This window comes from Chitinophaga sp. H8 (genome assembly GCF_040567655.1).
In the GTDB taxonomy this organism is placed as follows: Bacteria; Bacteroidota; Bacteroidia; order Chitinophagales; family Chitinophagaceae; genus Chitinophaga; species Chitinophaga defluvii.
Window position 1 is genome coordinate 2,128,804 of the sequence record NZ_JBEXAC010000001.1, and the last position, 16,242, is coordinate 2,145,045.

Sequence of the window (16,242 nt, forward strand, 5' to 3'; positions counted from 1 at the left end):
TTATAATTTCTTAACAATATTCTTACCCCATATGTTATTGGCCTTGGTTTTAACCGCACTTACCTTTCCTGCATGTTTGGTCTTATCGCCATCATTTTCGCTGTTTTTCAGGGCATTGCTTAAAGAGGTAGTGGCATTATCCAATGCTCCTTTGAATGTATTAGCAACCACCCCTTCTATTTTTGCTTTCACGCTCTTTTCCATGGTGATCCGCTTCGCTTTTTTATCACCGGCATTCCCTTTCAAAGCTTCCACTTTTTCTATCAGCTCTTTAGTCATTTTGGCTACAATTTTAGCTACTGCATTTTTGTCGCTACCTTTTATTCTGATAAGCAATTCATCTTTACTTTTTGTTTCAGTAGCCAGTTCTTCTCCGGCTTTCTTTTCATTGGCAGCTTCTATATCATGATACGCTTTCAGGAATGCCTGCCAGTGGATGTTATTTAATTTAGCAGCCAAACGTGTACCATCTTTCTTAATGATCACTACCCGTTTTTCTTCTTCTTCCGCCACCTGCTTTTTAATATCGGCCAATACATCTCCCTGAATAGCACTCCTGTGTACCCCTTTCCTGGATGTTCTGTGTGTTTTTTCATGTATCAGGATGGCAGACAGGTTGTCTCCGTTCTTGTAGGCAGCTTTGATCTCATCTGCCCTTTTAATCAATGAAGCAGCCAGAGCACTATCCGGGATAGCATTGGCCAGTTTGGTTCCGGTTCTCTCATAATAATCAGTAATGACACTGCTTAATTCATTTTCCGGCACATGATGCGATTCCCTGTTCACCCCTTCATCTTCCGGCACAGTGTGTTCTCCTACCTTAGGAGTGACGCCCATATCCTTTTTCACTTTTACATTTGTTTTCTTACCTTTTGCCTGGATATAGTCATATTCCCACATTTCTCCCTCATCTACTACTGTGATAGACTTGAATACACTGTGCGCATGTTGTATCTTTTTAGCTACTTTTTCCGCCTCCTCCTTCTTCATCTTACCATCTTTAGCTACGCTTCTATCTTCTGCTTCCAGCGCTTTAATACCGGCCTGCACCTGTTTATCTTTTTCTTTATCTCCTGGTTTATCATCCCCAGGTTGCATATTGGCCTTTACCTTTACAGATTGTTTATTTCCTTTCCCTTTAAGGCTACCTGTAATCATCCATGAATCAGTTCCCTTGGCTGCAATGGTAATGGTGCTTATCTTATACTGGGCTTTGATCTTATCTATTGCAGCCGTTATTTCCGCTTTGGTCATAGGTTTGTGGGATTCCAGTTCTTTCACTTTCTTCATGGCCTCCCCAAAACGTTTCATTTCATCGTTCTTATCAGCATCCGGTCCTTTCTTATCCTTGCCCTTACCGCCTGGCACCGGTTTCTGAGCACTTTTTTTGCCTCCCTTATCGCTGGCTCCCGGGGTCTGTGCTTTACCCGGCGCAGGTGTTGCAGCACCTCCATCCACATATTTACCAGCCTTATCACCTTTGTCTCCACCGCCTTTTTTAGGAACATGATCATCTACCAGGTCGGTCATGAATTTAGCACCATCAAACTTGGCCTCTGAGAAACTAATTTCCGGGATCTTGCCAGAACCGAGCACATATTCCATATCCGCACCAATACCGAATTCACCCGGTAATGGATATTCCAATGACCCGATAGGCCAGGTCCATTTATTGTCCGGAATAGGTGACCACCATGGACTATCCAGTTCTACAAACAAGTCCCCACTTAAACCCAGGAATGGCTGGGCAGCTATTTCCATATGTCCTTTAAAGAAGAATTCGCCAGGATCACGGTATCCGATGGTGGGCCGTGCATCCACATATCCCTTCACGCCGGCATCGGCATTTACACCTACCCCCAGTTTGAGGTCATGTCCCAGTAATTGCAGTCCCGCACCACCTTCTGCTCGCAGCCGTAGCCCGGCATAGGCAGACATATTCAATGAGCCGGAAAGAGTAATACTTTTAGCGATAGCCGGATCTGTAGAGTAAGTGCCTGCCACTTCTATATTATAAATCTTGGCTGGTCCGATTTTAGCCAGTGCAGACAGTGATACATTCGCAAACACAAATACATTGCCTATCAATGGTACGCCATAGGAAGCCCTGGCTTCCAGCTTAAATAATTCCTTGATATAGTCTTTCTGTTCAAAAAGGATAATCTCTTTAGGTGGCGCTATTTTCCCAATTACAGTAACCCGTCCTTTGCCGTCTACAATTACATTTACAGACCCGGCAAACCATTCTGTCAGGTTAAACGTAAGGGTACCCATCCCTGCTAAAGCTCTTGGTCCGGGTTTGTCCCCTGCTGCAGGTACTTCTGACGGCAATTGTGCTTCCTGTGGATCTACCCCCAGTTGGCTACGTGCAAAATTATCTGCCGTTGCCTGATCCGTCATTACCAATGTCAGTGATCCTTCCAGTTTGTTTGCTGCATATCCTACGGTGCCTTTCACATCCATAACACCGCCCGTGAATTTTGCTTCAATATTCCCTGAGAAGGAAGCAAAGGCTACCGCAAAAGTACCTTCACCCGATAAGGCTCCTTCCTTCATATTAATATCCAGGTTGCTCTGCGCCATCCCTTTCACGTCAATACTGGCAACCACATGTACGGTAGGTTTCATGTTTTCAAACCCTACATCCATGGTAGCATCAGCAAAGCCGCCTACCTTCACTTTTACACCGGTGAGCAGCAAGGTAAAAATGCCGCCTTCAAAGGTATTGGTAATACCCACTGGAAGGTTTTGTACATTAATACCGGTCAGCCAGGAGATAGCGCCCTCATTCTCTTTCAGCCATTTAGGAATCGTATTCACTTCATTCCGGTTGCCGATCGTACCAAAGCCTTTTACCTGCCCGTTTTCTACAGACACGGCTAATGTAGGGCTCGCAGCGGCAAGGAAAGGTACATTCAGTGGCAGATAAGCATTTTTAACACTTTGCAACTGGCCATCTTCCATTTTCACCCGGATAGTACCCGCTCCTGCAATAGTACCTGCCACAATACCCACATCCAGCCCTTTGTTACCACTGGCCGTAATCTCTTCTTTTAATTGTTCCGACGGATTAAAGTTACCACCCGCAATATTTACCGTTTCTCCACCAGCTGCAGCAGGGCTTCCTGATACACCAGGCTTACCGGCTTTCCGGATAGTACCCGCCTCATCCGTAGCAGTTTGCTGAGCATGGGCAACTCCCTGTTGGATAGTATGTGTCAATTCATGTGCCAGCAGATGCTTACCGGATGTACTGGATGGATCGAATTTCCCTTCATTGAAATAGATGTCACGGCCATGTGTAAACGCCTGTGCGTGGAGGTCGTTGCTCAGGGAGGTGGCCGCAGCCCCCGTATGTACTTTCACCTGGCTAAAATCAGCCCCCATAGAAGACTCCATTGCACTACGCGTATCTTCAGGCAATGCCTGCCCGCCACCTTTGGTACTATGTAAACGTTGTTGTAATCCAGCTGAGGCAGGGGCTTCCCCCCCATCTGCTTTGCGCTGAATATTTTCATCCGGTGGAGGATCTGCCATACTATCAAAAATCGGCTTTCGTTGCAGGGATTCTTCTGTTGCTTCCTGCTCTTCCTTTTGTTGCAGTTTTTCCTGCTTATCATTAGCGGGTAGAGGCTGGCTAATCCTGGAGACAGATAAAGGCGCAACAGGTTTTGTTTGTACCGTTTGCTCATTAGTCTTATTACCTAACCGCTGTACTACTTTATCAGCAACTGTATCTGCTTCTGTTTCATAATGGTCATTCGGTTTGCCAATCCTTAGTTTTGTTTGTACAAAGAAAGGATTGTGTTTATGGGCAGACTGATTACTACCGGCAAAAAAAGCGTCCCCACTTTCTTTGCCGAAGAAAGTGCTATTGTTATCGGCAGTATGTGCCGGCTTCGCAGCGCTTTTGGTATCAGTAGCTTTAATCATGCCTTAATATGCTATTATGTCCAATCCGTTTTTATTACCCAGGGCATCCAGGAAAACCGGCAAAGGCTGATTCCCCATGGAAGACTATTTAAGAGCATATCGTATGCTTCCTGGCTCACCCGCAACCGCCACCCTTCTTGCTCCCAGCTAAGTTTGCCCTGTCTTAAAAGAAAATTAGCCCGCAGGCCATCCGGGGAAGTATTCTTTAGTACGCTCCAGTGCGTAATTACGGCTGCCAACAAATGATCTGCTTCCGCTTTCTCAGATGGAGTCAGTTCTACGAAACGATCTGTCACCTGTACCGGTAGCATCCCACAAAGCAACTTAGGCAATATCAGATCATATTCAGGTAATGCTATTTGGCCACCAGCCAGGTAACCTAGTAGTTGGACAGCCTTATCTCTGGCAGTAATATCACAGAAAGCCTGGTTATGGATAAGGCCCAACGCTTCAAATAATGTAGGGATAAACGGATGCAGGATGATTAAGCCTGCGTTCCCGATGTAGCTGTCTGGCAGCGCCGTGTTTTCGGTCAACTGATTATCCTTAATAATATCGTTGCTCGCCACTGTTACGTTATCCTGCTGTATAGCCTCTACTATGGATCCCATATCTTGACTTATTGGATATTCCTTCGATATAGCCATGTCTGATATGGCAGGCTCCTCCACAGGTGCCAGGGGATTTTCTGATGAAGCAATTACTCCGGGAGGGACTTCCTGCTTTTGCGGTGGCACTATTGATGCTATATCGCCGGCGGTATCATGGAGGATGACTTCATTGGCAAAGCCAGCTCCAGTTGTTGCTTCCGGTGTATTTTTATTGGTTGGCCTGCCTTGCGTATTCACAGGGAAAATTTCATTACCAGGCACTTCACCCGGCTTATCCGATACCTGCTTAGGAAAGTAAGGATGACGGGATATCAGTTGCTGTAATGCAACGGCCAGTATACTTTCTTTTCCAGCTATCGCTGTATTTACCATTTGCATCACATGCAGGAAATAGGGTAATGCATTGGCAGGGATAAAATGCAGCAGTATCTCTTCCAACCATATTACGGGATTAAAAATTTTCCCCTCAACTACAATAGACTTAATCAGCCTGCGATATAACCACCGCGTAAAAACAGCTGTTGCAGGCAAGTACATTACGGGAGCTGAAAAACCGGGATAATAACAGCATTGCATTAATTGCTGTGCCAGCAGCAATGCTGGTCCGGAGTTATTCCCGTGGTAGGCTTCCAGCCAATGTACAATAAAAGCAGTGTCGAATTGCCGGGTGAGCCGGTCCAGGCATGTGGGGTTGGCAATAAAGAGCTGCCGGCATCTTTCAGGAGCCTGCGCATGTGTGGCCAACACTTCCAGCACGGCTCTTTCCCAGGTTATGGGATCCCCGATACTGCTATAAATCGGTAATTTGCCATGTGCAATGAAATAAAGCCATGTCTCAAAATGATCCTGCACTGCTGGAATACGGTGCATCCCCGAAGGCAATGTCTTTCCTTGCTTTAGTGCCGGATAATGTTTAACAAGAAATTCCTTTATAAGCAGTGGCAACGCTTGTTGTAAGGTATCCAGGCTATGTGTACCCAGGTCGATTTCCAGCTGATCGATGCAAAGTAATTCTTCCTTCCCACTCCATTGATCAAACAATGGGGCCAATGCCGCAGGTAAGTCCAGCCGGCATATACTGCCCATTTTTTCCTGGATGTAAAATGCCCCGGCTGCTTCCGGCAACTGTAATTCAAGCTTAATACATCCTATCACATGTGTTTGAGACATCAGCCTGCGAGTTTCCTATACTTTTCGATTATGTTTTTGTTACTGCTACTCTTAATTTCAGTAGTATCCCACTTATCAGAAAGTGAAATAGTATTTTCAGGATCGGCAGCTGCAAATGCATGAGCACGGATTAAGGCATCACTGCCTGTTGCGACAATGCTTTCAGGGCTTTCATTTATTAAGGCATCCAGGTAAGCCGCTGTACAAACAGCTAATAACTGTAATAATAGCTGTCTGCGGGTTTTAGTAATCGCGGCATCAGGTGTTTCCAGTAATTGTAATAAAGCATCATAGCGTTTGTACCTGGCGTCCAGCTTAATTTTAGGCCCTACGCATGCCATTCCCTGCTTAAGTGCTTCGGTATCTTTCAAATTTTTCCGTTCACTGAGCTTTACCAGCTCTTCTTTATACTGGTCCTGCCGTTTTTTGAAAATTGCAGCAGACATTCCTGCTTCTTCAACTGTCTTGGGAGGTGCTTTCTCTATTGCATGGAGATTGATGTGAAATACCACACTGTTGTCGCATGCTTCAAATCCATAACTCAGCTCATAGTTACCTTCTTTTAATTTGCTATAATTAAAGAGCAGGCTTTGATCCTCCCAGGTTACCCGGTCTGCTGTACTGATTTCTTTCCCTGTTTTATCTCTCAGGATCAGCTTCCCTCCCTGTGGTGCATAATTCAGATTAATGACTCCCTCCTCTCCGTCCGTGATGCTCCCATCAAAAGAGGATTGCCCATCCCAGTTAAGGAGTACCTCTCCCAGATCCGGACAGATAAACAGGTCCTGTTCATCTGTTGCACTTAAAGCCCCTCTGCTGGCGGTTAATCTTACCTGATATGCAATACCTTTTTCAAATAATAATTTAAAGGAAACATCCTGATCTTCCAAGGTTGCTAATATAGCTCCCTCCTTATCCATTAGTTCCCATTTGTATTTAATGGCATACAAAGAGCGGTTTTCAAGTACTACTTTATAACCTATTAGTTCTTTTGACTCTTTTTTCAAAATTGGAATCCGGCTTTTTTCAGAGAAAATAGCAATAGGGGGATTTTCCCTGAACTCTACATTTACAATCGGGCCATCACTGCAGCACTGATAGGGCAAACAGAAATCTGCCACAATAGTAGCTTCGGCCAACAGTGTATTCCGCAACATGGCTATAGCCGAATCATACCCGGATTCCTGTTGTTTAGCGCCCACTCTGTTTTGCATCAATAGCTTTAAAGTTTCGCTTGTTTTTCCACCATCCTGGTATCCCGGTGCTGCCACGAGGACTAATGTACCTCCTTTGGGTACACCTGCATTATGTTCCAGTCCGGGATGTGAAGCTGCAAAGCGGTGGAATAACAATTGTGACAGGTAGGCCTCTTTTTGTTTTTTGAAGCTCAGGTATATATTATAAAGCGACCGGGTATACCGCTCACAACAAGCAATCCCATCAATGCAGCCACCTTCTTTATTGGTGCTATCCCCGCAAATCATTTTGCATTGTTCTGCTATCCATTCCCCTATTGCGGTTTCCTCTGCTGGTGCATCTTTAAAAAAACGCTCCAGGGCCACCAATAGTGAAAATTTATCTGCTGGATCAGCTGATTGAAAAACCACCTCCATGTATTTTCCATTGCAGAGATCATGACAGCTGATACTACTTACGATATCCTGTACCAGTAATGCCAGGTTCTCAAACCAACATTCCGCATCATTCATGTAGTATGACAGGAATGATGCTTCCTCTGCGAGGTACACTATCTTGATATCGAAAGGCAGATGATTGTCTTTTCGAAGGGCCTTTAATGGACTTATTGTTTTAGCAGATGTTCCTACATGGCCTTTGATATGGAAAAAGCTATACCTATCCATATCTTCCATCCAAAGCTGTTGATCTCTCTCATCATGCTGTCCTGGAATTTCGGTTTTCGCTTTTATAGACTCAAAGCTCCAGCATTTTACCAACTCTTCCTTTCCTGCATAATAGAACGGAATACATCTGTTACTCAGCCATTCTCTCCGGGTGGCACATGGTGTGATAGCTGTTGCTTCCGGCAATTTTAAATCATTGAAAAAGGCTATCCCCTTTTCAAATATGATTTTTAACCGCCCCAGCAGCATTTTCACTTTTTCCACTCCGGAGGTATTGATATCTGTTATTGGAGGGCGATACAATGCCATACGGTATATTGCCTCCTCCTTATCTGTTTCTCCGAGTGAAATATATCCCGGAAAAGCCGTTGTATCAGGGAACGCGGTGATCTGCTGGAATAGTGGAGTACTTTGCAACTCTTTGTAAGCGAGGATAAGATCTTTCAGATAATCATAATAATAAGGTAACAACACGTCTTTATTGGGCCCGCTTTGTGTAATCTTTTCCAATAGTGCCTGCAATGTTTCCTTCATCATATTGAAAGGTGCCGTTTGCTCTTCCGGTTGCAAGAGGGATTTCAGCTTTTCATATGCCTCTATATAGGCTGCTGCCAGCATTTCCAATGCTGCGGAACAAACGCTCTTAAAGTTGGTGCTCACACCATTCCAATCTGTAAAGGTATCAAAGCTGATCTTTTTCCCTTCCTCCTGATAGCCAAACCGGTGAATAAAAGGTTGCTTTGTCAATGCTTCCGGAGGAGCTACATGACTAAGCCAATGAGATCTGACCTGATCTATATAAGATTTTTCAATCAGTAATACCTCCATTTCTTTAGTACTTTCTCCCACACTGTTTTCATAGCTTTCCAGACAAGATTCCCTTACAACTTTAGATTCATTGATAAAAAGTAGCAGTATTTTATTTTTAACAGCTTCATCATTTACAGGTAAAAGTATTCCGGGGGTTCCTTTTCCATCTTTACTGTCTTCTGAAAGCTTCCATACAGGGCAGGTTATCCCACTAAGGTTCCTGTTATCTGTAATGTAATACTTAAACGTCTGCCCCTGTTCCAACGCAAACAGGGATCCATCTGAACTAACTCCGGCACCAGGGCTTATATTAATTACATTTCCCTCATAGGAAGGTACTAATCCGTAGAAAATACCGCACCCCAATAGAAACGCATTGGATTGATTGTTTTCTTTTTCCAGGTATTCCCGCATCATGTTCAACTGTTCACTCTTGAGTATTTGTCCTGGAACAAAAAGGGGATATTTGGGTGTTCTTGTAAATTCCATAGTAAACCTTTTTAACTATATGTACAACTGATGATCAGTAATAACATTATTAACAAACCTCATTTATTCGATGCGCGTTTCATCCAGTATTATTGCTTCATTTCCTTTTTGGTCGTATAAGGTCGTAACCACAGGATAAGCATTCCTAAGCTCCTGCAAAGTAGTAATCAGCATAGCCCAGGCATCTGTAGCATCACAACCGCTGCTGTCCCATTGCGTATTGGTCCATCTCCGCAACGCGGCTTCATAGGTCTTCATTTGCGCAGGTGTTATCCATACAATGCGTAGTAACAGGTGCGCTGGGGCTTCCTTTCGCATGGTATATTCAAAAAACTGGCGGAATTTCTGGGATCTGAAGCGGCGAGGCCAGCCCGGCACAACCACTGTCATCCTGAAAGAATAAGGATCTATGGCCATTTCCTGTTCTTCTGCTGAAGCTACTTCCCATTGTTCACAATCCGCCTCATCCATACAGAAGTGCAATGTTTTGCTCACAACCGGATTCTCAAGCATTGTGCTACTTATATCAGTTAGCTGTGCACCAGCAATGATATCATTCAATGCTTTCATAAATGCACTATCTTCCTGAGTTAAAATAGTATACAAGACCGCATCAGCAACTACCACCTGATCTTTATCTACAAACGTCAGTTTATATTCCCGTTTACCTGTTTTGTTACTACCCACCAGATACATTTTACAAAGAGGGGGTACTTTATCCTTAGCTGCTTTTTTATTCCGCTTATTCTTATCATCGCTATTTACTTCTGGTAGTATAGCTTGCAGAAATGCTTCTTTAGAGAAAGCACCTTGTTGATCACTAAAGAAGGTACGAGCTGTAATAATAAGGAAGGGTGAAATGATACCTTCCACTTTTGACACATCCAACTTCACCTGCCATTGTACCTCCGTTGGAGCCATAGCTGGTGGACGTAATAAAATGTGTTCCATCACATGCAATCCTTCTGCATTTATAGCTGCTTTCACTTCTTTAATTGCAGCGGTTCTCGCTGCATGAGTAGTATAGGTAACAGGGTGTGTAGCCAATACAGAATCAGGATGCGTGATCTCAATACCAAATGGTCCACAGGCGTTATTTTCTACCCGTTGGTAGTTATCTATCTGCTGTAAAAGCCTGAATACATCTGCTAATGCATCTATTGCATTTTTAGGCTGCTCGTACCTTTGCGCACTTTCCCAGATTGTTACAGCGGTTAGTGTTATCTTTTGGCCAACTTCTTTTGCCGTTACTTCATTAATATTATACATAAACAGTTCTCCATCACGTGTTACAGGATAAAGCAAAGCATTAAACATCCGCGTATGCCTGTCGGACGCTATATCTGCCTCATCTATCCATTCAGGAGCAACCGCAACGATGCTACCATCTACATCCCGCAGCGATAGGGTAAATTTACAGGGACATCCGGGTACCGGACTATAGTCATAAGCATCCCATGCCCTTGCCAGCTCCAGCAGATCAATATAGGAAACTCCTGATGTGGTCAAATCGCATTCAGTAGTAAAGCGATGTACACTTTCCCAGACTACTTTACTATTATACTTCAGCTGGTAATAATAGTAAGGATCCCGCTCAGGGGCATAAACCTGGCTTACCGCTTTTGCCCTGGGCGCAACTATTTCCCAACTTACCGCTTTCAACTGCTGATAACTAAGCCAAAGCTGGCTTATTTCTACTCCACTTAAGCAAGGTAGTGCAGTGAACAAAACATCATCAGGGATCTGAAGCTCATTTACAATCCAGGCATACAGCTTTTTGAAACACAATACTTCCGACTGCAGGCGCAATCTGTTGATTTCCCTTTGTGCAGGTGTATTATAAAAAGCCGGATGAATGGCCTGTTGATATTTTTGAGGGTCTACTACACGAAAAGCGTATCGGCAGGCAGGTTGATGCTCGCTATAGTTGTAAAAAGCGCTTTCCTCGTCTTCAATGAGTCCCAGGAAAGTGTTCACTTTTTCCCAGCCGTCATTGCTGCTATCCTCATTTTCAGGGGAGACGCCTGCTGAAGGATTGTTCCATGGATAACTGGCACTACTATCCAATAACACTTTTGATAGCACAATTTCATACCTGCAATTTTCAGGTTTATCAACCAGGCAATAATGTCCGGCGTATGACAATAACTGCAGAAAACACTCAAATTGTGTCCAGGCTGTTTCGGGAGTATCAAATTGTTGTGCACTGACCCAGTCATACTGCTGATAAAGAGGGTCATACAACCGAAATCCATAAGCCTTATTTTTTTTGAATACCGGATACATGTTTGCAGCTTCCTGTCTCACCTTGCGGGCAAGATCATAGGCTTCCCTGTTTACCGTTGGCAGTTTATACCGGGCTACCAGCTTCCCTTTTTTATCTGACAGCTGCAGGTATTCAATATCCGGTTCATATGAAGTATAATATTGTGTTTGTGCCGCCAGGTAAAGCAGGTGCAGGTATTGCTCTTCAAACTGTTTCCGGGCATCTGCTGCAGAATCATATAGTTCCATGCTTTGCCAGAGGAATTCTCCTGCCCCTCGTTGCCTGATGCAGAAACGATACTTATTTCCTTCCTGGATAATAATGCCGGCCCCCTTATCAATGGTAGTATATGCGGGTAGATCTCGGTATTTCTTCAATAACAATAATAATGCAGTTTCCCGCTGCTCAGGCGAAGGATAATGATGGAGATAATGAGCGATGGTATCATTCCTGTTCCATACCCTGAAAGCAGATCTTACTGGTATTGCCGTCTTCTCAGGAATATAGGCATTGCCTGTGATCTTTATCTTACCGGTATTAACAGCTTTAGCCGTATCGGACAGGTTGTAATTAGCCCACCAGATCAATCGCTGCTGAAGCCGTTCAATTGCAGCTTGTTCCTGATACCTTTGTGGATGTACAGCCACCCTTTTATTGGTTTTCGGATCTTTTACAAATAAGGTATGCTGCAGCTGATTAATATCGACTTCATAATTGGCAGATTGTCTTGCAAGATGTATTACTTCATTCATTTCAGCCAGAGCCTCCTGCTCCTCCGCCTTTTCTTCCAATAGTTCCAATGCAATGGCCGGAGCAGACAAACAAGGCAGCCATTGCCAGTTAGCACCCCATGCTCCGGGTAAAAACTGTGTATCCAGCGCAGTACCATGTACCTGCAAATATGCAATGACATCTTGCAAGGCATGATCCCTGTCCTCTTCTGTAATATATACCTGTGGATGGACAGCCAATACGCCGCCTTCTTCATCTGTTAAGTTAAACCCGTACAGGCACTTTTCCGGGTGGGTCAATAAGTAATTGGCCCTTGACATGCCTCTTCTTACTGTTTGATAAAAAGCAATCTGAACAGCAGTTTTATCCGTGTAAGGCCTGCCCTCTTCCAGTAAAGTATGGGCCTGATCATCCTTCACCTGAAAATAATAATGATGTGGGGTGAGTATACCTGATCTGTACTCCCGCGTCAGCAGGGCAATATCCTGTAATAGTTGTCTTATAAGCAGCATTACTGCTTCACTGGAATGGCAGGTAGTTTCCTGCCTGGCTAAAACATGCTTTCCAGGGGGCTGGATCGTAAAGCTATAGTTGGTAGCTCCATAAGCATTGTTTACTTTAAAATCCGTTTCGGTAACTGAAAGGAGCCAGTCCAGGAGCAGGATGGCCACTGTTTCGAAAGTGTCCCATACCGGAATGCTCCTGAATAATGGTGTCCCTATAGCGGTACGCCATTCAAATATATAACCCTTGGTAAGCGGTCCTCTTTCTGTACCCAACCGGCAGCTCTGCACCAGTTCAATAATAGTATCCCGTATCTGGCCGGCCTCACCGGCAGTATACACCAGCGGGCTTTGCGCCAATATTTCATTGTTTTCATCTACAAGCACCACACTATACAAACAATCCTTTTCATCCAGCGTTTGTTGTTGCACAAGCAGCCGGGAAGAAATCCGGATAGCGGAAGCTATGGCCTCAATTTGGGATAAGCTTTCCAGATCACTTTTAAACAAGGCGGTAGTAGTCAGTAATATGCGACGATCCGGCTCTGCAGGTGTTGGATCAAAGAAAATGTAAGGCGCGGCCACCACTTCTTTAATCGCATCATGGATTACTTGCAGTAATTTTTCAAACCCATTTGCGTAGTCCAGGATAGCTTGCCTGGCAGGTGTTTCTCCATCATACAAAGGTATGTGTCTGGCTATCAGTAATTCCGTGGCAGGATCAGCTGTTGTTGCCGGTGAGCGGGTAATTATCTCCAACCCTGCTTTACCGGATGTGGTAGTCATCAACCGGTAATTATCCTGATGAGCACCTGACTGTAGCAACTGATAACGGGCTGCAGATAATTGATCCGGTGATTTAAAAAGGAAAGCCCCTTCCCAGATGACAGTGTTATGTTGCCATAATTGCCAATTGTAAAGGGGTAATTTATCTTCCTTGTAAACAAGTTTCCTGCTGCCGAAATAAGCTATCAACCAAGCCATCATCGTGTCTGCTTCCGTTTTACGGGCAAAGGGTAAAGGATATTGCGCCAGCGGTACCTTTTCCCTGCTGCTTACCTGCACTACATAATCTCTGGTGTCTTCACGCAGCACGGCACTAAAACGCCCTTCCTCCTGCAAATAAGGCAGACAATCAATTCCCGCTGTATAAGCGGCTATCGTACTGGAAAAATCTGTAATGCTTTTTAGCAGTACTTTTCCTTTTTCATCTTCAAACAAGAAATAATAACCTTCCTGTGCTTTCACAGCATGTAAATAATACCCTCCCTGCATAAAGTATTCCCTGATCCAGGCTTGTATGTCATTACGTTTTTCTGCGCTGGCATATGTTACCGGATGCCGGGCATCAATGCTGATCTGCTCCTGGGGAGCAGATTGTATAGAAAAACCATATACATTATCCGCATCACAGTCATGCATAACGTAGTAACCGTCATCTTTGGCAAGTTCAAGCAACCGCTGGTAAGCATCAGCAGCAGCCTCCTGACTAGCATAAGTGATACGGCTTTCGAAAACAGGTGTATAAGTATTAAGCGCTTCAGCTGCATAAGGAGGTGTCGCTGCCGGGTCTTCGAGACGCACGCCACCTGGCAGGTAACAACGGAATATCCATCCATCCGTTACAGGAATAAGGTCAAAATTATTCAGAACGGTACCTGGCTCCCGGCTGATCCCCATCAAACGGGCCACCCTTTTTTGCCATCCACAAACTGGAAGTGCCGGTACAGGTTGACTGTAATCAAATGCCCGCGCCCTGTTAGCACTGATATCAGGATACGCTGCTAAAAAAGTGGCTTTACTATTAATATTGCTTTCAGGGTCATTTTTTTTGCCATTCAGGGCATACATCGTCAGTGTGTAATCTGTAAAATCCTCTGAAAAGCGTGCCAGCAAATGGTTCAGAAGACGTTCTTTTCTCCCGGCGTACTGCTCCGGCGTTTCCATTAATGCATCCAGTCCGGCCTTATACCCAGCCAGGTTATATACCAGATCAAAACTATATTGCTCCTCTTCCCACTCGTTGATGCGGTTATAACAATCCTCCTGCACTGCCATAAAAAGGCAGTCCAGCGCAGCACTGTGCGCCTTTTCAACGGTATCATAGCTATCCAGGCTTTTCAGGCAAATTTCTTTATTATCGGTATAAAGCATAAACTCGTAACACCCCGCTTCGTTGATATATACCTGGGTTACTATCTGATTGTCTCTGCAAGCAGCTATGAACAACTGGATAATCCCTTCCCGCTGAGAGAATGCCGCATAATATGCCCGGACATCAGCATCCTCTCCGTTATGAATAACAGGATAAAGTAACTTTTTACCCGTATAGGTCCCTGGTGTTTGCTGGCGGAAACGCATCAGCTTTTCCAGTTGCGGAATATCATCTAATAATGAAGGAAAATAAGTGCTGGACATGGGCCCTCCAGTTGGATAAAGTGCAAACAGCTCCCGGATACGGGATAATTGCATCAGGTAATCAGCCAAAAGGCGATCATAAAAGAACAGGTAGGCCTGTAATTGTAATACCTGGGCCTTTCTGGCAGCAGCAACTTTATCTGGTAGCTGATGCTGCCCAATGCCATACAACTGTGGAAATTCATACTGAACAGAAGTATATTGGGCCAGATCAGGTTGTGTACCTGTTGGGATGGGTATATCCAGCTCTGCAGGTAATTTAGGGGTCTTATGATAATCTGATACTCGATGCAGGAAGCGCTCCTTTACCTGTGTATTACCAATGGTCAATGGCAGTTTATTACGATAAAAAATCACCTGACTGCCATCCAGGTCCAGCACCGGCCGGTGATCCGGTTGCAGCTCAAAACGCCATTCTTCTCCCGTAGTGAATTTAGGTTTGACAGTATGGCTATCTGCTGTTTTCTGAAAATAAGCACCACTGGTAAGGGATAAACGGGTGATACCTGCCACACCGGTTATATCCATAATGATCCTGTATAAATCTGAAACATGAATCACTTTCTGTTGCTGCAGGCTGTCCAGTTCTGCTGTATCCAGGAACCCATTTTTCTGCTCTACTCCAGTTAATGTATCAAAAGGGCGCCCTTCATAAATCGCTTCTATCGTTTTCCCTTTGTCTAATAGCTCCTGCAAAGTATAAAACCTGGGAGCAGGTGAAAAGAAATCCTGTATCCTCCCGAAAATCTCTGTTTGTACGGTTTCGGGATCAGCATCCTGTTTTATTTCGATATGCGTACAAATACGGATAGGTTCATCCCGCAGCAAGGTGATATCAAAGATATCTTCACAAAGGTTACGATGCCGGTTCAGCCTTGCAGTAACTTCTTTCAGCATGGCATCAGCTGGAAAATAAGCCGTACCACAGGTGTCCTTCACAAAAGAGGAAGGATAAACATTATCTGGGTCTATCAATACTTTATAGAGCCCCTTTAATTTCACCGGCATACTGGTGCCTGCAGCAGCACCGCAAGGTATCTTGAATTGATTTTCCGGTTCTGCTTTTTCCAGCCATGCATTACGTACACCATTTATATCTATCAGCAGCTTACGGTAATCCATTAATGTCAATGGATTATTACCTAATATCTGTGCTGGCGTGAAAAAGTTGTTATCAGGAGTATCCGGATTATTGCCTCTTGCCAGGAGGTCGCTGAATGGCAGGGAAGTACGGTATCCTAAGTCGGTCAACACATAACAGAGCGCCTCCAGCATAGTAATACCTGGATCATGGATATTGTGATCTGTCCATACTTTCCCGGAAAAGGAGGCAATATGCTCCATGCCCGCTTTTCGCAAAGCCTCAAAGGTAAGTGATGCGGGAAATTCACTGTTATCGGGTGCTATGGTTTTTGCATCGGCCATTACTTAAATCCTGCTTTTGGGGT

Annotated in this window: 4 protein-coding genes; all 4 read right to left on the minus strand. The window is 44.5% G+C overall.

Annotated features, from left to right (window positions below):
• Complete coding sequence (locus tag ABR189_RS08130) at window positions 1-3,933, minus strand: eCIS core domain-containing protein (protein ID WP_354659973.1); 3,933 nt, start codon at window positions 3,931-3,933, stop codon at window positions 1-3.
• A gap of 14 nt (window positions 3,934-3,947) precedes the next feature.
• On the minus strand, window positions 3,948-5,714 hold the full coding sequence (locus ABR189_RS08135) for a contractile injection system tape measure protein (RefSeq protein ID WP_354659974.1): 1,767 nt from the start codon (window positions 5,712-5,714) through the stop codon (window positions 3,948-3,950).
• Window positions 5,714-8,875 (minus strand): hypothetical protein, encoded by a 3,162-nt coding sequence (locus ABR189_RS08140; RefSeq protein WP_354659975.1) that lies wholly within the window; start codon window positions 8,873-8,875, stop codon window positions 5,714-5,716. The genes ABR189_RS08135 and ABR189_RS08140 overlap by 1 nt, the downstream gene beginning before the upstream one ends.
• A 63-nt stretch (window positions 8,876-8,938) precedes the next feature.
• A complete protein-coding gene (locus ABR189_RS08145; RefSeq protein ID WP_354659976.1) occupies window positions 8,939-16,219 on the minus strand; it encodes a baseplate wedge protein in 7,281 nt (2,426 codons plus the stop codon).
• Window positions 16,220-16,242: the final 23 nt, after the last annotated feature.

Coding starts and splice junctions, on each gene's coding strand:
- ABR189_RS08145 (WP_354659976.1), bottom strand. CDS start 16,219: ATGGCCGATGCAAAAACCATAGCACCCGATAACAGTGAATTTCCCGCA.
- ABR189_RS08140 (WP_354659975.1), bottom strand. CDS start 8,875: ATGGAATTTACAAGAACACCCAAATATCCCCTTTTTGTTCCAGGACAA.
- ABR189_RS08135 (WP_354659974.1), bottom strand. CDS start 5,714: ATGTCTCAAACACATGTGATAGGATGTATTAAGCTTGAATTACAGTTG.
- ABR189_RS08130 (WP_354659973.1), bottom strand. CDS start 3,933: ATGATTAAAGCTACTGATACCAAAAGCGCTGCGAAGCCGGCACATACT.